Source organism: uncultured Boseongicola sp., assembly GCF_937988555.1.
In the GTDB taxonomy this organism is placed as follows: domain Bacteria; phylum Pseudomonadota; class Alphaproteobacteria; order Rhodobacterales; family Rhodobacteraceae; genus Boseongicola.
This window is the reverse complement of the sequence record NZ_CALJXO010000010.1, coordinates 12311-31004: the sequence shown is the minus strand read 5'-3', so window position 1 is coordinate 31004 and position 18694 is coordinate 12311. Positions and strand designations below refer to the sequence as shown.

17 protein-coding genes and 1 pseudogene are annotated in these 18694 nt (G+C 57.2%); 14 read left to right on the top strand and 4 right to left on the bottom strand.

The genetic code is table 11. The features are described from left to right. Positions 1-205: pseudogene (locus Q1B15_RS00535) on the bottom strand (alcohol dehydrogenase); the annotation flags it as partial. A gap of 138 nt (positions 206-343) precedes the next feature. Here Q1B15_RS00535 and sseA point away from each other — a divergent pair. Genes sseA through Q1B15_RS00520 form a run of 3 tightly spaced genes read left to right on the top strand, consistent with a single transcriptional unit; the run spans position 344 to position 2951 of the window. Further along, the gene (gene sseA / locus Q1B15_RS00530; protein ID WP_299748563.1) at positions 344-1192 is read left to right on the top strand and encodes a 3-mercaptopyruvate sulfurtransferase; all 849 of its coding nucleotides are present in this window, start codon (positions 344-346) and stop codon (positions 1190-1192) included. Beyond that, positions 1189-1755, top strand: a complete 567-nt coding sequence (locus Q1B15_RS00525) for a GNAT family N-acetyltransferase (protein ID WP_299748560.1) — start codon at positions 1189-1191, stop codon at positions 1753-1755. The genes sseA and Q1B15_RS00525 overlap by 4 nt, the downstream gene beginning before the upstream one ends. Positions 1756-1766: 11 nt before the next feature. Then, positions 1767-2951 (top strand): amino acid aminotransferase, encoded by a 1185-nt coding sequence (locus Q1B15_RS00520; RefSeq protein WP_299748557.1) that lies wholly within the window; start codon positions 1767-1769, stop codon positions 2949-2951. A 51-nt stretch (positions 2952-3002) separates the two neighbouring features. On the opposite strand, the gene Q1B15_RS00515 is transcribed toward Q1B15_RS00520, so the two are convergent. Then, the gene (locus Q1B15_RS00515) at positions 3003-4772 is read right to left on the bottom strand and encodes a hypothetical protein (protein WP_299748553.1); all 1770 of its coding nucleotides are present in this window, start codon (positions 4770-4772) and stop codon (positions 3003-3005) included. Between the two features lie 136 nt (positions 4773-4908). Here Q1B15_RS00515 and Q1B15_RS00510 point away from each other — a divergent pair, with 136 nt between their 5' ends. Beyond that, entirely contained in the window at positions 4909-5568 is a 660-nt protein-coding gene (locus tag Q1B15_RS00510; RefSeq protein WP_299748550.1) for a thiamine diphosphokinase, read from the top strand. Here the strand turns inward: Q1B15_RS00510 and Q1B15_RS00505 are convergent. Further along, on the bottom strand, positions 5519-6448 hold the full coding sequence (locus tag Q1B15_RS00505) for a DMT family transporter (RefSeq protein WP_299748547.1): 930 nt from the start codon (positions 6446-6448) through the stop codon (positions 5519-5521). The genes Q1B15_RS00510 and Q1B15_RS00505 overlap by 50 nt on opposite strands. A 199-nt stretch (positions 6449-6647) precedes the next feature. Between Q1B15_RS00505 and betB the strand changes: the two genes are divergently transcribed. Beyond that, on the top strand, positions 6648-8105 hold the full coding sequence (gene betB, locus Q1B15_RS00500) for a betaine-aldehyde dehydrogenase (RefSeq protein WP_299748544.1): 1458 nt from the start codon (positions 6648-6650) through the stop codon (positions 8103-8105). A 207-nt stretch (positions 8106-8312) separates the two neighbouring features. Here the strand turns inward: betB and Q1B15_RS00495 are convergent, their stop codons facing one another. Further along, positions 8313-8522 (bottom strand): DUF1127 domain-containing protein, encoded by a 210-nt coding sequence (locus Q1B15_RS00495; protein ID WP_299748541.1) that lies wholly within the window; start codon positions 8520-8522, stop codon positions 8313-8315. A 240-nt stretch (positions 8523-8762) separates the two neighbouring features. On the opposite strand from Q1B15_RS00495, the gene Q1B15_RS00490 reads away from it, so the two are divergent. The 9 genes from Q1B15_RS00490 (at position 8763) to Q1B15_RS00450 (ending at position 18691) form a co-directional block, all read left to right on the top strand. Next, positions 8763-9842: an Mrp/NBP35 family ATP-binding protein gene (locus Q1B15_RS00490; RefSeq protein ID WP_299748538.1), complete on the top strand. Its 1080-nt coding sequence runs from the start codon at positions 8763-8765 to the stop codon at positions 9840-9842. A gap of 691 nt (positions 9843-10533) precedes the next feature. After that, entirely contained in the window at positions 10534-11040 is a 507-nt protein-coding gene (gene mraZ, locus Q1B15_RS00485) for a division/cell wall cluster transcriptional repressor MraZ (protein WP_299748536.1), read from the top strand. A gap of 2 nt (positions 11041-11042) precedes the next feature. Further along, the gene (gene rsmH / locus Q1B15_RS00480) at positions 11043-12038 is read left to right on the top strand and encodes a 16S rRNA (cytosine(1402)-N(4))-methyltransferase RsmH (RefSeq protein WP_299748533.1); all 996 of its coding nucleotides are present in this window, start codon (positions 11043-11045) and stop codon (positions 12036-12038) included. Then, positions 12039-12386, top strand: coding sequence for a cell division protein FtsL (locus tag Q1B15_RS00475; RefSeq protein ID WP_299748530.1), 348 nt, complete (start codon positions 12039-12041; stop codon positions 12384-12386). After that, the gene (locus Q1B15_RS00470; protein WP_299748527.1) at positions 12383-14164 is read left to right on the top strand and encodes a penicillin-binding protein 2; all 1782 of its coding nucleotides are present in this window, start codon (positions 12383-12385) and stop codon (positions 14162-14164) included. The genes Q1B15_RS00475 and Q1B15_RS00470 overlap by 4 nt, the downstream gene beginning before the upstream one ends. A gap of 18 nt (positions 14165-14182) precedes the next feature. After that, the gene (locus Q1B15_RS00465; protein WP_299748524.1) at positions 14183-15685 is read left to right on the top strand and encodes a UDP-N-acetylmuramoyl-L-alanyl-D-glutamate--2,6-diaminopimelate ligase; all 1503 of its coding nucleotides are present in this window, start codon (positions 14183-14185) and stop codon (positions 15683-15685) included. Further along, positions 15682-17133: a UDP-N-acetylmuramoyl-tripeptide--D-alanyl-D-alanine ligase gene (murF, locus tag Q1B15_RS00460; protein WP_299748522.1), complete on the top strand. Its 1452-nt coding sequence runs from the start codon at positions 15682-15684 to the stop codon at positions 17131-17133. Before Q1B15_RS00465 ends, murF begins: the two co-directional genes overlap by 4 nt. 1 nt (position 17134) lies before the next feature. Beyond that, positions 17135-18217: a phospho-N-acetylmuramoyl-pentapeptide-transferase gene (gene mraY / locus Q1B15_RS00455; RefSeq protein WP_299748519.1), complete on the top strand. Its 1083-nt coding sequence runs from the start codon at positions 17135-17137 to the stop codon at positions 18215-18217. A 75-nt stretch (positions 18218-18292) separates the two neighbouring features. Further along, positions 18293-18691: a DUF6524 family protein gene (locus Q1B15_RS00450; protein WP_299748516.1), complete on the top strand. Its 399-nt coding sequence runs from the start codon at positions 18293-18295 to the stop codon at positions 18689-18691. Positions 18692-18694: the final 3 nt, after the last annotated feature.

Here is an 18694-nt window from a genome sequence, read left to right as displayed (position 1 = left end):
AGCTTGCGTCATCCGCATCGCTTTCGCCTTTGGAATACCAGCCGACACGGGTGTTGATGTCTGTGTTGTTCACACCGGCGGCGGCGACTTGTATCAGGACCGCGCCCTTTTTGGGTTTCGGCGTAGGTATATCAGTTTTGTAAGCCAGCGTTTCGGGTCCGCCATGGGCCGTCAACTGCACGCCGCGCATTGTTTTTGGTATCATCAAGTCCCTTTCCGACCTTCTCCCGGCACGATGGGGCGCGCACAAAGGGGCGTCAAGCGCTGCTCTTGGGGCCTCGAAACCTTGCCAAGACGCGGATGCCAGCGTAGCACGACACCTGACCATAGCTTGGGGGAAATGATGACAGATGATCCACAAACCCTTGTGTCCACAGTTTGGCTGGAACAACACCTGAAGGATCCTGATCTTAGGGTGTTTGATGCCTCGTGGTATCTGCCAAACGCGGGTCGCGATCCAAAAGCCGAGTATGAGCGGGGCCACATTCCGGGCGCGCGGTTTTTTGATATCGACGAGATCAGCGACCTGAGATCGGAAATGCCGCATATGGCCCCTCCGGTAGAAAAGTTTATTTCCCGCATGCGGGCGATGGGCGTTGGAGACGGGCACCAGATTGTCGTTTACGATGGCGCCGGGTTGATGTCGGCGGCGCGGGTTTGGTGGCTGTGTCGCCTCATGGGAAAGACAGATGTTGCGGTGCTTGATGGCGGGTATCCAAAGTGGACCGCCGAGGGACGCCCAACCGAGGATATGGCCCCGGTTATGCGCGACCGGCATATAACAGTGACGCGGCAAAACCATCTGGTTCGGGACGTGACGCAAGTCGCTGCGGCGGCAAAGCTTGGAGACCACGAGATCATTGATGCGCGTTCTGGCGGTCGTTTTCGCGGCGAAGCACCGGAGCCTCGTGAGGGGCTGCGGTCCGGTCATATACCGGGGTCAAAAAATGTATTCTTTCAATCTCTTCTGACAGAAGCTGGAACGATGAAGCCCACGGCGGCGCTTCGCAAAACCTTTGAGGCTGCGGGCGTTGACTTGTCAAAGCCCGCGATCACGACCTGCGGGTCCGGTGTGACGGCGGCTGTATTGTCGCTTGCGCTGGAGCGTATCGGTCATCGGCAGCATTCGCTTTATGACGGCTCGTGGTCTGAGTGGGGTATGTATGATGATCTTAAGGTTGAAACCGGATGACGATCCAGCTCGCCGGCACCGAGGTTCCCTATTCTGTCACCTATCTGGAGATGACCGAGAAGCCAGCGTGGGATTGGCCGCATCTTCCGGTCAGCGCGCAGGTGTCCCTTTTGCACGCCGAAGCGCCCCCGGTTTGGTTTTTCCTATCGCTTTATGATGCGGTGGGGCGTGACTATGCGTGGGAAGATATCCACAAGCGTGAGCACACCGACATTCGGGAGTGGCTGGCGGCGGACAACATGTCGATGTTTGTTCTCTACGGGCGCGGCTGGCCGCAAGGGTTTTTTCTTTTGGAAGACCAAGGCGAAGGTGTTGTCGATCTTTCCTACTTCGGGATGGTGCCAGAGGCGGTCGGACGCGGTCTAGGCAAATGGCTGCTTCGTACGGCCATTTTAACCGCATGGGGCCGTCCCGGGACCACCCGGATGACGGTCAATACCTGCACGCTGGATCATCCCCGCGCCTTGCAAACCTATCAAAAAAGCGGTTTCACGCCTGTACGGCGTGAGGACCACATCCGCACGTTGACCCGCGACCGTGATCTGTCGCGCATTCCATCCTGAGGAACTCACTCATGCTGAACAACCTGAAGCCGCAACCCGCCGACAAAATTCTCGCCCTTGTACAGATGTACAAAGACGATCCGCGCGAGACAAAGATTGATCTGGGCGTGGGGGTTTACAAGAACGCCGAAGGGGTGACGCCCGTGATGCGCGCTGTGAAGACAGCCGAGCGACGGATCGTCGAAAGCCAGGAGACCAAAGCCTATACTTCGCTTGCGGGTGACCCGGCCTTTTCGACGGCGATGTGCAAGTTGATTCTCGCAGACAGTGTTGATTCAAGCCGGGTCGCAGCAGTTGCGACACCGGGCGGAACCGGGGCTGTGCGGCAGGGACTTGAGCTGATGCAGTACGCGGATCGTGCTTCAACGATCTGGATTTCCAACCCAACCTGGCCAAATCATCCGTCAATTATCAAATACTTGGGCGTACCGATGCGCGAGTATCGCTATTTCGACGGCGCCACGCGCGGGGTCGATTTTGCGGGCATGATGGACGATCTCAAGGGCGTGAAGCGCGGGGATTTGGTGCTGCTGCACGGATGCTGCCACAACCCGACAGGCGCGAACCTGACCGCCGAACAGTGGAATATGGTTGCTGAATTGCTTGAAAGAACCGGTGCGGTGCCCTTTGTCGACATCGCTTATCAGGGGTTTGGCGACGGGCTTGAGGAAGACGGCTATGGGACACGGCTTTTGGCGTCGAAATTGCCCGAAGTCATTATTGCCGCGAGTTGTTCAAAGAATTTCGGAGTGTACCGCGAGCGGACCGGGTTGTTGATTGCAATCACGCAGGAAAAGAAATCAAAGGCGTCCGCGCAGGCGACATTGGCCTTTTTGAACCGGCAGAATTACTCGTTCCCGCCGGATCACGGTGCGCGGGTTGTATCGACAATCTTAGACGACGCTAAATTGCGGGCCGATTGGCAGGCCGAGTTGGAGGACGTCCGCAAAGGCATGCTGAAGCTACGGACGCTCCTGGCGGAAACGCTGCGCCACCGCACCAATTCAGATCAGTTCGATTTTATCGCCGATCACCGGGGTATGTTCTCGCGGCTTGGGGCAACGCCAGAGCAGGTCGTCGAGATGCGCGAGAAGTTCGGCATTTACATGGTTGGCGACAGCCGCATGAATATTGCAGGTCTGAACGAGGCGACCGTGCCAATTCTTGCAGACGCGATTGCAGCCACAGGCGTCTAAAACCAAAAACGGCCCCTAAGCGGGGCCGTTTTCATTATACCTGTCAGGGGCTTATTCTCCAGCAATCCGCTGAGTAGGATTGAAGCGGGTGCTTGCCGGCACGGTGAACTGGCCTCGCTGAAGTTTGTGGATTTTGCCCTGTCGCAAGAGCTGGCCAAAGGACCGCAAGCCGGCCTCGCGGCTCACTTCAAGTGCTGGATCAACACGCGCGACGCGCTTCATGATCTCGGGGCGCGAAAAGTGTGCCTGGCCTTCGACAAAGGCTGTGTAGGCAGCGGCTGCCTCGAGAAGGTCAGGCAATTCCGTCGCACCCATATTGGCGGCGAACTCGCGGAAGTTAGAAGCTTCAGCCATGGTGTCTTCGCTCACTGACACGCGCCGTGGCGCTGTGTTTTCCGATGGCGGTTTGGGGACGTCAGTTTGGTCCACACGTTGCGACGAAACCAAAACCAACGGTGCGGGCCGCGCTGCGGCTTCGGCCTTGGTCATATCTGAAAAGCTGGGCCGGCGCGTCATAGCGCGGGTCAAATCCTGACGGTAGGCGTTTTGCTCATCTGCTTCTTGTTCATCGCGCGGGATAATGCGCGACAGGATGCGATCGGCTTTGGTTGCGGCTACGGCAGCGCGCATTTGGCTGATCACGCGACGACGACGGATTCCATCATCTTCGTTGAATTTCGCGTCAGTTTCCTGCAGGAGACGGCCGACGTTGCCGTTGCTATCGGAGAGTGGCTCAAGAGGGCGAGACGGCTTGCGGTCTGTATCTGAGGCTTCTGCCATCGCGATATCTTCGGGTTCGTCTTCCTCGAAGTCGTCCCCATCGTCGAGCGAATTGTCGAAGGAGCCTTCGGGTGCCTTGATCGCAAAGCTGTCGGATAGGTCTTCGTCTTCGGCTACCTGCTGCCTGTCTACAGCTGTAACCTTTGCAATGGCGGCGTTCAGAGCGATATCGTCTTCGTCTTCGCTCAAAGCGATATCTTCTTCGACTGCCGCCTCTTCGATCTCGGGTTCGTCGTCAAAAACGTTCTCTGAAGCCAACTCTGCTTGGCCAGTATCGCGATCGGAGGCAACGATAGAGGCGATCAGCGAAGTGTCTGCGTTGTCGACCGTTGCGTCGCTGGGCGTGACGGGGGTATCTTCAGGTGCCTTTTCAGTCGCCTCGTCTTCATCAGCGAGGTCAGCGGTGATTGCGGCGATGGTTTTGCTGAGAGCGCGCTGGTGGCGTGAGTTATCATCTGTTTCGGCCCCGGCCTCACTGTCCGGGGCAGTATCAAAAGCCGGTTTATCTTCCTCGGGCACGATGGTGCGGGACACGACGGCGCGGATGCGGCGCAGTTTCTCGGCAACGCTTTCGGCAGGAAGGTCCGCAGCTGCGGGTGTGGCCGTCGTATCGACGGTCAGAACGTCTTCGGGTTCATCCGCCATAAGATAGTCGTCGTCAAAGGCGAGCGGGCCTGTTTCAAGCACTTCTGCATCCTCTGCGACATGTGCTTTTGGCGCGGGGGCATCCTGCAGAGCGGGAGCATCGGCCTCCTCTGGGATAGGCTCCTCGGTTTCGTCAGCGTCGTCGACCTGCCGCAAAGAAAGACCGGTATCGCCAACGCGCGCTTCTACACGGCGCTGAACTTCTTTTTGCGCAATGTTTTGAAGCATCTCGACATCGGGAGTCGGAGGCTCGGCACCGAAGTAGCGGTCGTCAGCGGCAAGGTCACGGAAGTATTCGGCGATCCCGCGCATGGTGCCAAACGGGTCGTCAAACCCCTCCAGCGTACAACTGAAGGTGCCGTAAGAAACGGTCAGTATTTTGTTCGAACCAGTCATTCGGATCGCTTTCTCTCTTATCCAGCAACAATGTGTTTACCAAGAACGGGGTCGGAAATAGAGATACTCCCAAGGAATTCGCGGGATATTTTCACGTCACAAATGTGGCGCGACGGGCAACGACAGGTATTCGGACATGGATCAGCGGCAATTTCAATCCCGAGATGGTGTGACTTTGGTGGGCGGAGGCCAGCCTAGCGCGGAAAGCCTTGATGAAGCTTTGAAATTGGCGCCAACACTTATTGCAGCCGATGGCGGAGCAGACCGGGCGCTGGCGCTTGGGCATGTGCCCGAGATGATCATTGGCGACCTTGATTCGGTTTCAGACGCGGCGCGTGCGCGGGTTGGACACGAAAATATTATCAAGGTTTACGATCAGGATCGGACGGATTTTGAAAAATGTTTGGCTTTGATTGAGGCGCCATTTGTGGTTGCGGTTGGGTTCGCAAATGGGCGGCTGGATCACACGCTGGCTGTTATGACCGCATTGGTGGGCGGACTTGGGCCTCCGGTGATTGTGCTTGGTGAGGACGATATTGTTTTTGCGGCACCTGTGCGGCTGTCACTTGATCTTGAGATTGGCTCGCGGTTTTCGCTGTTTCCAATGGCAGACGTCACAGGGAGATCTGTCGGACTTGAGTGGCCGCTTGATCCGCATTCTTTCTCGCCATCGGGCCGTATAGGCACATCGAACCGGGTGACCGGACATGTCCACCTTGAGTTTGACGCTCCGGGTATGTTGCTGATTACACCGCGGGCGGGGCTACGGGCGGTGGTGTCGGCGGTAACCGACTAAGGCGTTGTTCACGAAATAAAATATAGAGCCCAGCCGCGATTGTGATGCAAATTCCGAGGAGTGCGAGACCGTTCGGGAAGTCGCGGAAAATCAGTAATCCCAGCGCGGCGGCGACAGGTATCTCAAGATACTGCATAGGTGCAAGCGTTGCCGCCGGCGCAAACCGAAGTGACCACGTCATCAGAAGATGGGCCGATGTTCCGATGGCTCCTAGTCCAAAAAGGAGGGTCCATTCCACACCAGAAGGCTTGGTGATCGTGAAGCCCGGAAGTTCGAACGGACTTATTATCAGGAGGGCAGGAAAAAGAACTGCGGTGGCCATGGCGCCTGAGATCGCTTGTAGCGTGATTGGATCAACGTCTTTGGCGATCTGGCGCGTGACAAGCATGAAAAGTGCGAAATCAAGCGCTACCCCCAAGGGAAGAAGCGCAGGCCAGCCGACTTCGGCAAAGCTTGGCTGGATCACGAACAGAGTTCCGACGAAACCCACACAGCAAGCGATGATGCGGCGGTGACCGACCTCTTCTCCTAGGACGAAATGCCCGAGTACAAGCATGATGAAGGGCATCACAAAGGCAATGGCGATGGCATCGGCAAGCGGCAGATAGCGCAACGCTAAAAACATCATGCCGATACCGAGAATATGCAGAACCGTGCGGATCGCAGTGAGGCGAAGAATGCGGCCTGACATGCTCACCGACATGCCGGCGAGCCAGACGACCGGAGCAAGGATGAGCAATTGCAGTGCGAATCGCACCGTTACCAGTTGTCCGACATCGATGCTGTCGCCAAGGATTTTTGCGATGCTATCGCCAAGCGGAGCAAGGACGCAAAATCCGAGCATGAGAAGGATGCCGAGGACCGGCCGATCGGTGTGCATAAGCGCGAAGCTAACGAGGGTGCGTGACGAGCGCGAGGTCAAAGTCCTTTGGCGCGACCATCGCGGCAGTTTGGACTTTGGAACCAGAACGCTCTCGACGGCTTTTGCGTTTAATTCTGGCCGAGGACAGCAAGACACCGTGGCTTGCCGAGCGGCGCAGATCATGGTGTGACAGAGCGTCCCAACAAGGAGCCATCCGATGCGTGCACAACCCAAAGCCAGCCATTTCGTCAACGGCCGCTATATTGAAGATGACAGCGGTGCTTTGATTGAGTGCATTTATGCGGCCAGCGGCGCGGTGATTGCCCGGCTCCATGAAGCGAGCGATGCAATCATTGAAGAGGCCTTGGCGGCGGCGAAAGCGGCGCAGCCAGCTTGGGCTGCGATGAGTGGGACCGAGCGTGGCCGTGTTTTGCGACGTGCATCCGACATGATCCGGGCCGAGAATCGTTCACTTTCTGAACTTGAGACAATGGATACCGGCAAGCCATTGCAGGAAACGTTGGTGGCGGATGCGACCAGCGGCGCGGATGCTTTGGAGTATTTCGGCGGGCTTGCGGGGTCTTTGACCGGCGAACATATTCCTTTGCCGGGCGGCGATTGGGCTTATACAATCCGCGAAGCACTTGGGGTCTGTGTGGGGATTGGTGCGTGGAACTATCCGACACAGATCGCTTGCTGGAAAGCGTCTCCGGCGCTTGCGTGCGGCAATTCGATGGTTTTCAAACCGTCTGAAACGACACCATTGTCGGCCTTGCGGGTGGCGGAAATCCTCTCCGAAGCTGGGCTGCCTGACGGTATTTTCAATGTCGTGCAAGGGCGCGGACCGGTTGGGGCTAAATTGATCGGAGACGACCGTGTCTCGAAGGTTTCGTTGACCGGATCAGTACCGACGGGGCGCAAAGTCTACGCGGTAGCAGCGTCTGGGATGCGCCATGTGACGATGGAACTTGGTGGCAAGTCGCCCTTGGTGATTTTTGCAGATGCCGATCTTGAGAAGGCGGTTTCAGGTGCCATCCTTGCGAACTTCTATTCTTCGGGACAGGTTTGTTCAAATGGGACAAGGGTTTACGTCGAACGCTCCATTCGGGCGGCCTTCGTGGCACGCTTAGTGGAGCGCCTGAAGGACGGCGTCGTGATGGGCGATCCGATGGATGAGGCCGTGACATTTGGACCGCTGGTCAGCGAGGCGCAGATGGAGATTGTGCTTGGATATATCGAAAAGGGAGTGGCCGAGGGAGCAACGGTGGCCCATGGCGGTAAACGGGCGGACCGGGACGGCTTTTTTGTAGAGCCGACCGTTTTCACGGACGTCACGGATGACATGACGATTGCGCGCGAGGAGATTTTCGGACCGGTGCTTTCGGTTTTGGATTTCGACACCGAGGCCGAAGCCATCGCCCGCGCAAATGACACGGTTTTTGGACTTGCGGCGGGCGTGTTCACCCAAGATCTGACCCGGGCGCATCGCGTGGTAAAGGCGTTTGAGGCAGGGACCTGCTACATCAATCACTATAATGCAGCACCTGTTGAAATGCCGTTTGGCGGCTCGAAGCTGTCTGGGGTGGGCCGCGAGAACTCAAAAGGTGCGATTGAGAATTACTCGGAAATGAAAGCGGTCTATGTGGGTATGGGGGACGTGGAAGCGCCGTTCTGACTGCGGCGTATCCAGATATTACTCAAGTTATGAGGCGCTTAAAATTCTGGGTGTGGCGGCCCGACATTTCCTTTGGAATTGTCTCCACCGCGCGCGCCATTTCTTTGAAACGACATAAAAAAGGCGGCGACACCAGGGAGGAGGAGGTGCCGCCGCTATTTTCAGAAAGCCCCGGGAGGAGGTGGGGCCGTCTGATCCGGTTTTCGCTTAGCCGTCGTAGGCCGCGCGATATGCGATTGCGCGCAACGAGTTACGCGACATGTTCAGGTCCAAAAGCTCGCGATCGGACATCGCTTCGAGCTCTTCGAGGGTTTGGCGATATGTGCGATAGCGCTGCACGCGCTGTGTCAGACCACCAAAGATGCCCGCGCTGCGTGCGCCGAAGCGTTTCGTGTTGATTACGTCAATTGCACTCATATCTTCACTCCTACTACTGGCGGCTATGCGTCGTTTACCGTGCTGCTTGTGATGACTATCTAGGAAGATGCTGCAAGTGCACAATGGACGATGTCTCAATGCTGCTATGCAGCATGATCATAGGTCGCTGCCGTGGTTTTTGGCTTTGCGATGAGAAAAGTGGCAATTGGGCCGGGTGGCCTTGTCTCGGAAGCCGTCACGAAGCAAGTAGAGCACGAAAAATGAAAGCGAGCGGACAACATGGCCATTACACGTGAAGAAATTCTTGACAGGCTCCGCACTGTCTCGCTGCCGAATGGGCGTAACCTGGTCGAGGCCGATCTTATTCGTGCGCTTCAGGTCGACGGAAGCACGGTGAGATTCGTCATCGAGGCGCCTAACGCCGACGTGGCACTGGCGATGGAACCAGTGCGCGCCACCGCAGAAGCCCTGGTGGCCTCGATTGCAGGCGTCGGGAAAGTATCTGTTGTGTTGACTGCCCACGGCCCCTCGGCACCAGCTGCAAAAGCCCCTCCAAGCCTGAAAATCGGCGGACATCCGACACCACAGCAGGCCGGACCGGCGAAGGTTGCGGGCGTAGATCGCATCATTGCAGTAGGCTCGGGCAAGGGGGGCGTTGGCAAATCTACCGTATCATCGAACCTAGCCGTAGCTTTGGCACGCGAGGGGCGCCGTGTCGGACTTTTGGATGCCGATATATACGGGCCATCGCAACCTAAGATGATGGGGATCAACAAGCGGCCGGCATCCCCGGACGGCAAAACGATCATTCCGCTGCAATCCCATGGCGTTACGCTGATGTCTATTGGCTTCATGATGGAAGAGGGCAAAGCGGTTGTCTGGCGGGGCCCGATGTTGATGGGCGCACTGCAGCAAATGCTGGGGCAAGTGGAGTGGGGCGAATTGGACGTCCTTATCGTCGATTTGCCTCCCGGCACGGGGGACGTGCAACTGACACTTTGCCAACGCACACAAGTGACCGGCGCGATCGTGGTATCGACGCCGCAGGATGTGGCACTTTTGGATGCGCGCAAAGCGATAGATATGTTCAATACGCTGAATACGCCGATCCTTGGGCTGATTGAGAACATGTCGACATATGTTTGCCCACAGTGCGGTCACGAAGCGCATTTGTTCGGCCACGGCGGTGTGCGCGCCGAAGCTGAGGCGCTAGGGGTGCCGTTCCTGGGCGAAATCCCATTGTCTCTTGATGTGCGTCTGGCCGGAGATGCGGGGCGCCCTGTGGCGCTTGGCGACGGGGCGGTATCGGAGTCTTATGCGGCCTTGGCCAAGCGGTTGATTGCGGGCGGCATGGGCTAAGCCACCTGTAGGGACTGCATCTGTATAACGTCGCTGCAGGCCTTCGCAGATTTAACGCCGCTTCAGGCTGAGTTGTTCCGGTGCCTGGCGTCTAGACGTCAGGCTTTTGTTGCTTCCGTTTCCCGACCAGAAAGCTCATGGTACTTCATGGCGCCAAGATGGGACGGAGGTGGGTTTTCATGGATTTTGCCTCGATTCGCTTTCAAAGCATCGGATTTCGCGTTTTGTTCGCTGTCACATGAGAAAAGTTGAGCGATTTTTTATAATACAATATATAGTGTTTTATTGACCAAAATTCTACATATAGACGCCATATATCGTATCTGATCGGCGAAAGAACCTAAGAAAACAAGGCGGTTGCCCTGTTTATCCCAAAGAATTCTATTGCTTCCCATGAATTCCCATGCCAAATTCCTTTTATCGGATGAGGCGGGTTAATGATACGGGGCGCAAAAGACCCCAAACCCAAATAATAATAGCAGGTTTCATACAGGCACCCGCTTTCATCCCGGTCGAAACACTTCGGCCACTATGAGATCCGGCGCGCGGGCGAGCAGACATCCCCCCAGGTGGCGCGCGCAGCTGGACTAGCCCGGAAACGGGACGAGGGCGGTGGATCGGACTCTGGCAGCAGTCTGATCCACCGCCTTCGCATTTTAAGGGGGGCGAAATTGAAGGGGGCCGCGGGACAGTGGTTCGCAGGTTCAGAGGCGAAGGCCACCACAAGGTGGACAGCAAGGGCAGGGTTTCGATCCCAGCCTCATTTCGCCGTGTGCTTGAAGCAGCAGATCCCGCATGGTCCGAAAACAAGGCCCCCGAGTTGGTCATTGTTTATGGCGACCATCGCCGCAGATATCTTGAGTGTTATACGATTGATGCCGCCAGCGAAGTGGATGCAAAAATTGACCGCATGAAGCGTGGTTCGATCGAGCGCCGGATGCTGGAAAAGCTATTTAATGGTCAATCGCTTTTAACCACTGTTGACGACACGGGGCGGATTGTCCTGCCATCAAAGCTACGCCAAAAGATAGATATTGAAACCGAGGCCTATTTCATCGCTTCGGGCGATACGTTCCAAATCTGGAAGCCGGAAACCTACGAAGAGATTGAAGAAGCCAAGACCGAAGCCTGGCTGGATGAGCAGTCGGAAGACTTCGATGTTCTGACGCTTCTTGATTTTGGTGGCGAGGGAGGCTGAGCATGGCCGCCGCTGCCAAAGGCCAAAGCCGCGACCCCCATATTCCTGTTCTGCTTGACGCGATTCTAGAGGCGTGTGGCCCAATTTCGGGCCACTGGCTTGACGGGACGTTCGGGGCAGGAGGGTACGCCCGGGGATTGCTCTCCGCAGGTGCGGAGCGCGTCACAGGTGTGGATCGTGATCCTGCGGTTTTTGAGATGGCAGCAGAGTGGGCCGATGAATATGGCCAGCGGTTGGTTCTCGTCAAGGGAACATTCTCTGATTTAGATCAATATGTTGACGCGCCATTGGATGGCGTCGTTCTGGATCTGGGCGTCTCTTCCATGCAGCTTGATCAGGCGAAACGCGGATTCTCTTTCATGGGAAACGGGCCGCTGGACATGCGCATGAGCCAGTCGGGAACGTCGGCGTCGGATATCGTGGCTGAGGCCGAAGAGGAGCTTCTGGCGGACATCCTTTATCACTACGGCGAAGAGCGCGCATCGCGGCGGATTGCGCGGGCGATTGTGGCCGCGCGCAAGGAGGCGCCGATCACAACGACGGCCGCCCTTGTTGCGATTGTCGAGCGCTGTTTGCCGCGCCCGAAGCCGGGGCATAGCCATCCAGCGACGCGGACGTTCCAAGCCCTGCGTATCGCGGTGAATGACGAATTTGGTCAACTGGTTGAAGGGCTGGAAGCAGCCGAGCGGGCGTTGAAGCCCGGTGGTTGGCTGGCGGTCGTCAGCTTCCATTCACTGGAAGACAGGGTGGTGAAGCGGTTCTTTCAGGAACGCTCGGGCAAGTCGCCCGGTAATAGTCGTTACCAGCCTGAATTGCGGGCCGATGCGCCACGGTTTCAGGCACGCAACAAGGCGATCCCACCAAGTGCGGACGAGATTGCGCAAAACTCCAGATCGCGTTCTGCAAATTTGCGGGTTGGACGTCGGACAGATGCACCGGCGGGGGCCGTGGATCGCGCAAAGCTGGGTTTACCAAAGTTAACGATGGGAGAGCGGTAGATGCGTTCGGTGTTTTATATTCTGACCGCCTGTCTGGTCATGGTCCTTGCGGTTTGGGCTTATCGGCAGAACTATGAGACGCAGGCAAGTTTGCGCGAGGTCAGGGAACTACGCAGCGAAATTGGCGAATTGCGTGAGCATGCCGGTGTTCTGCGTGCCGAATGGGCTTACCTCAATCGCCCGGAACGTCTGGCGAATTTGGCAGATATGAACTTCAACCGACTTGAACTTTTGCCACTTCGTCCGGACCATTTCGGCCATATCGATCAGATCACTTATCCAATTGAGCCTTTATCGCCCATTATCGTGCCGATCGAAGTAATGAGCCGTTTGAGAGAGATCCAATGACCCGCACACCGCTTCGTCCACTTGCGAGAATTTTGGCGGCGCGTCGTGCTGGCGAGAATCCGGACTCGATTGAGCGAGATAACCTTGCCGAGCGACATGAGGCCGAGCGGGATGGCGCGCGGGCACGGGCCGAAGGGCGGTTGTTGGTCCTGGGAGTGGTTTTCCTGTGCGCGTTCACCATGGTTGGCCTGAAAATGTCAGTGACCGCCGGAACTGATCCGGTGGAGCCGAGGGCTGCGGCATCGGGTACACAAATTATCGCTACGCGCGCCGATATCACGGATCGCAACGGGCGTATTCTGGCAACCAACCTGACGACCAATGCGCTTTATGCCCAGCCGCCTTTAATGATCGAACCGGAACTTGTGGCACGCAAGCTTGTCACGATCTTTCCCGACCTGAACGAAGAGCGGCTGATCCAGCAATTCACCGGCGCTCGCAAATTCGTCTGGATTAAGCGGCGAATTAGTCCCGAGCAACAGCAGGCCGTCTTCGACATCGGGGATCCGGGGCTTTTGTTTGGGCCACGCGAGATGCGCCTTTACCCGAACGGGCGGGTTGCCGCGCACGTTCTGGGCGGCGCCGGGTATGGGCGCGAGGGCGTGTCCTCGGCCGAAGTGATTGGAGTCGCGGGCTTGGAAAAAGCTTTGGACGACGTGTTGCGTGATCCGGGGCGAGGCGACGTGCCATTGGCATTGTCGCTTGACCTGACGGTTCAGGCGGCTGTGGAACGCGTGCTTGCAGGCGGGATGCGTTTGATGAATGCAAAAGGTGCAGCCGCGGTTTTAATGGATATTAACACTGGCGAGATTGTCTCGATTGCCAGCCTTCCCGATTTTGATCCAAATAATCGCCCAACGCCGCTGACGACCGGGGATCCCGGGAATTCTCCTTTGTTTAATCGCGCAGTTCAGGGCGTGTACGAATTGGGGTCTACTTACAAAATATTCGCAGTGGCACAAGGCATCGAAGAGCGCATAGTAAGTCGATCGACGATGGTGGATATTCAAGGGCCGCTTCGCTGGGGCAAGTTCAAGATCCGAGATTTTCGCAATTATGGTAAGGCTTTGTCCGTTGAGGATGTGATTGTGAAGTCGTCGAATATCGGGACAGCGCGGATCGCTCAAAAGATCGGAGCTGAGCGTCAGCAAGCGTTTCTGGGCCAATTAGGTCTGCTTGAGGCGACACCGGTTGAGCTGATCGAAGCGGGAGGAGCCCGGCCACTGCTCCCAAAGAGCTGGTCTGAAATCTCGACGATGACGATTTCCTATGGCCACGGAATTTCTACCTCGCCTCTGCATTTGGCCGCGGCCTATGCCAGTCTCCTGAACGGCGGTCTTAAAGTCGCCCCCACGCTTCTTAAGAAAGATTACCCTGTGCCGGGGCCCCGGATCATTAGCGAAGACACGTCACGTCAGGCGCGCGAAATGCTGCGTCAGGTCGTGACGCGTGGGACGGCCTCGTTTGGTGAGGTTCCGGGGTATCGGGTTGGTGGCAAGACCGGGACGGCGGACAAGCCAAAACCGACCGGCGGCTACTACGAGGCCAAAGTTATCGCGACGTTTGCGAGTTTTTTCCCGGCGGACGATCCGAAGTATGTGTTGGTTGTGACACTGGACGAACCAGTGGAGACGAGCGGCAAGGAGCCGCGGCGAACCGCGGGCTGGACAGCGGTGCCGGTGGCTGCCGAGGTGATACGTCGCGTCGCGCCACTTTTGGGCCTTGCGCCGGGCGTTGAACCTGAGGCCCGCACGGGTGTAACACTGGCACGAAACTAGACCGCGAGGCCCGAGCATATGCAGACCCGTGGAAAGACGACGTCGCTGTCAGAGCTTGGGTTGACCGCGCGCAACGCTGGTGATGTCCGCGTCACCGGGCTGTCTGTGGATAGTCGTGACGTGAAAGACGGACATCTTTTTTGTGCGTTGCCGGGCACAAAAGTTCACGGCGCTGAGTTCATCCAATATGCAATTCGCATGCGCGCGGGGGCGGTGCTTACCGATCGGGAAGGCGCGGAGATAGCCGCCGTGGTTTTGGCCGAAAGCGCAATTCCTTTAGTGGTTGCCGAGGACCCGCGCGAAGCGTTGGCGTTTTGCGCAGCCCTTTGGTTTGAGGCCCAGCCTGAGATTGTGATCGCGGTCACGGGGACGAATGGAAAGACGTCGGTTGCGTCTTTCACGCGTCAGTTGTGGACTGAGATGGGCGCGCGAGCCGTGAACATCGGAACGACCGGTATTGAGGGTGCGTTTACCGCTCCGCTTCAACATACGACCCCGGAGCCGATCACGCTTCACCGGGCTTTGGCGCGGATTGCAGAAGCCGGGATTACGCATGCCGCGATGGAGGCGTCATCTCATGGTTTGGCCCAAAAAAGGTTGGATGGTGTGCGGCTGGCAGCGGCGGCGTTTACCAATCTTAGCCAGGATCATCTTGATTACCACGCGACGTTTGAAGAGTATTTTCAGGCAAAAGCGGGACTGTTTGAGCGCGTCCTTCCAGAGGATGCGACGGCTGTTGTTAACATTGATGACCCATGGGGTCCGCGGATGGCCGAGATCGTGGAGGCCCGTGGGCAGGACTTATTAACTGTCGGGCGTGATGAGGACGCTTTGTTGCGGATTTTGGGACAGCGTTTTGATGCGACAGGGCAGGAATGCCGTTTTGAGTGGGCCGGGAAAATACGGCAGGTACGGCTTGGATTGATCGGCGGCTTCCAGGCCGAAAACGCGCTTGTTGCTGCAGGTCTTTGTATTGCGACTGGCGCTGATACTGAAGAAGTCTTTGACGGGCTACACGCACTTGAAACCGTGCGAGGACGGATGCAATTCGCGGCGCGGCGCGACAATGGGGCGACGGTTTTTGTGGACTACGCCCATACGCCCGAGGCCTTGGTTACAGCATTGAAGGCGATCCGACCGCACGTTTTGGGACGACTAATTGTTGTCTTTGGAGCAGGCGGGGATCGCGACACAACAAAGCGGCCTTTGATGGGACGCGCGGTGGCTGATTATGCGGATGTGGCGATTGTAACGGACGACAATCCGCGAGGCGAAGACCCGGGCTTTATCCGGGCCGAGGTTCTGGCGGGCGCGCGTTTGGGAGCTGCCGATCTAGGTGAAGTGGGCGATCGCGCGGAGGCGATTTTGCGCGGTGTCGACGCGCTTGGGGCGGGAGACACATTGCTGATCGCGGGCAAAGGACATGAGACGGGTCAGATCGTCGGGGATGCGGTCTTGCCGTTTGACGATGTCGAACAGGCAAGCATTGCGGTCGCGGCTTTGGATGGGCGTGGTCTATGAGGGCGCTTTGGACACGGCAGGCAGCTTTGGATGCGACCCACGGCAAGGCGCAGGGCCCGGATTGGGTGGCGGCCGGCGTGTCGATTGACACGCGGACGCTTCAGCCGGGTGATTTGTTCATTGCTTTGAAGGACGTCCGCGACGGGCACGATTTCGTGGCAGATGCTTTGGCCAAGGGGGCCGCCGCCGCTTTGGTGGCTCGGGTCCCGACAGGTGTTGCGGCAGATGCGCCGTTAATCATTGTGAACGATGTGTTGGAAGGGCTGGAAGCCCTGGGCATTGCCGCAAGGGCGCGAACGGATGCCCGGATTATTGCGGTGACGGGATCGGCGGGAAAAACCTCAACCAAGGAGATGCTGCGGCAGGTCTTGTTGGAACAAGGGCGAACGCATGCTGCTGAAGCCAGCTACAACAACCACTGGGGCGTGCCTTTGACGCTGGCGCGAATGCCGGCTGACACCGAGTTTGCGATCATCGAAATTGGGATGAACGCACCGGGTGAAATTGCGCCGCTTTCCAAGATGACAAGGCCGCATGTGGCAATGATAACAACGGTGGCTGCGGCGCATTTGGAGGCTTTTGAGAATATCCAAGGGATAGCCCATGAGAAGGCTTCGATCTTTGAGGGATTGGAGCCGGACGGAGTGGCCCTGTTTAACGCTGATATCGAAACGGCGATAATTTTAGACGATAAAGCAAAGGCTTATGCGAGCCAACGCGTTGGATTTGGCGCTTTGCCAGGAGCGAAACTGCACGCGGATGATATCCAGCTGGGCGAAAAAACCAGCGTGGTGCGCGGCCAGTTTCGCGGCCAGTCATTCTCGTTTCGCGTCGGTGCGCCCGGACGTCATTTTGCAATGAATGCCTTGGCGGTCTATGGCGCAGCATGTCTGGTCGGAGCCGATGCGGAGGTCGCGGCCTGCGACATCGGAACGTGGAGCGCCCCCGCGGGGCGTGGCCTGCGCGAAACAGTGGTCCTGGACGCTGTCGAAGGCTGGACGTTTGAGCTGTTTGATGATGCCTTCAATGCAAACCCCGCGTCGATGGGCGCCGCCCTCTGGGTGTTAACCGCGGTTAGTCCCGAAGATGGCAAGGGACGCATTCGGCAAGGACGCCGCATCGCCGTGCTTGGCGACATGCTGGAACTAGGAAAAACCGAGGAAGCGCTCCATGCCGGTATGGCGGGTCATCCAGCGATGGAACTAATTGATCGTGTCGACTGCGTCGGCCATAGGATGCGCGCTTTATACGATGCCTTGCCGGATGAAAAACGCGGACGCTGTGTTGCGACGGCAGAAGAGCTGGCGGCAGACGCGCATCATCTTGTAGATGCGGGTGATGTGGTGCTGGTTAAGGGGTCAAAAGGCAGTAAGGTAAGCCTTGTCGTTGACGCGCTTCGAAAACAGGGCGAGCGGCGCAAATCCGCCGCGGATAAGGGACGGGCTTAGTATGCTGTATTGGCTGACGCTATTTTCTGATGGTGGTGATTTTTTCAATCTTTTCAGGTATATAACGTTTCGCGCTGGCGGCGCGTTTTTCACGGCATTGATCTTTGGGTTCCTGTTTGGCCGCCCGCTTATTGATCTGTTGAACCGCAGACAAAAGAACGGACAGCCCATTCGCGAAGATGGCCCTGAAAGCCATATCGAAGGCAAGGCGGGCACGCCAACAATGGGTGGCGTTTTGATCCTTGGAGCTGTGGTGACGTCCTCCCTTTTGTGGGCCCGGCTGGACATTGGCTATGTTTGGATGGTGCTGTTTGTGACGATCGCTTTTGGGGCGATCGGCTTTGTCGATGACTATCAGAAAGTGACGCGAAATTCGCACGCGGGCGTTTCGGGCCGGGTCCGGCTTGCGCTTGGGTTTGTGATCGCTGCGGTGGCTGGTTTTTGGGCGGTGGGGATGCATCCGGAAGAGCTTCAAAACCGCATCGCAATCCCAGTTGTCAGTGGCCTTCTTAACCTTGGCCTTATGTTTTTACCCTTTGCCATGTTGGTGATTGTCGGCTCCGCCAATGCGGTCAACCTGACGGACGGACTTGATGGGCTTGCGATCATGCCCGTGATGATTGCTGCCGGGTCGCTGGGGGTGATTGCCTATGCGGTCGGGCGGACCGACTTTACGGAATATCTTGGAATTAATTATGTTCCGGGTACCGGTGAGATTCTGATATTTACGGCCGGCTTAATCGGTGGAGGACTTGGGTTTCTTTGGTACAACGCCCCCCCCGCCGCTGTCTTCATGGGGGATACGGGCTCGCTTGCCCTTGGCGGCGCTTTGGGCGCCATAGCGGTGGCGACAAAACATGAGATCGTTTTGGCCATTGTTGGCGGTCTTTTCGTGGTCGAGGCGATGAGCGTGATTATTCAGGTGGCTTACTTCAAAAGTACGGGCAAACGCGTCTTTCTGATGGCGCCGATCCACCATCACTTCGAGAAAAAGGGCTGGTCCGAACCGCAAATTGTGATCCGCTTCTGGATTATCAGCCTGATATTGGCTTTGGTTGGATTGGCGACGCTGAAGGTGCGTTAAGATTAATGAAGGTAAACGTTGGCCTTGGCTAAGCGAATTGCCAGCGCAATAGCGTGATATATGGAGTAGGTTGGAATGGGTTTTTTGGTTCGGTGGTTCGTGGCATTTGTATTGCTCGCGATCACGTTCAATCCAACTGAACTGAATTTTGTACGATGGGCTTCAACGTCCTGGGATGATCAGACGTCATTGGTCGTGCTGTTTGGCTTGGTGTTGCTTGTGGTCTACGTGGTGTTCCTGACAGCGGTTCTGCGCGGGATCGGAGCGCTTGGCGTTGTCCTGGTTCTGGCGGTCATCGCAGCTTTGGTCTGGGTGCTTTTGGACATTGGATGGCTGTCGATCGAAAACCCCGGAGTATTGACCTGGGTGGCGATACTTGCGCTATCCATTGTGCTTGCGGTTGGAATGTATTGGGGCATTCTGTGGCGTAGGATTTCCGGACAGATCGAGGTTGACGATGACGAAGACGCTTGAGGC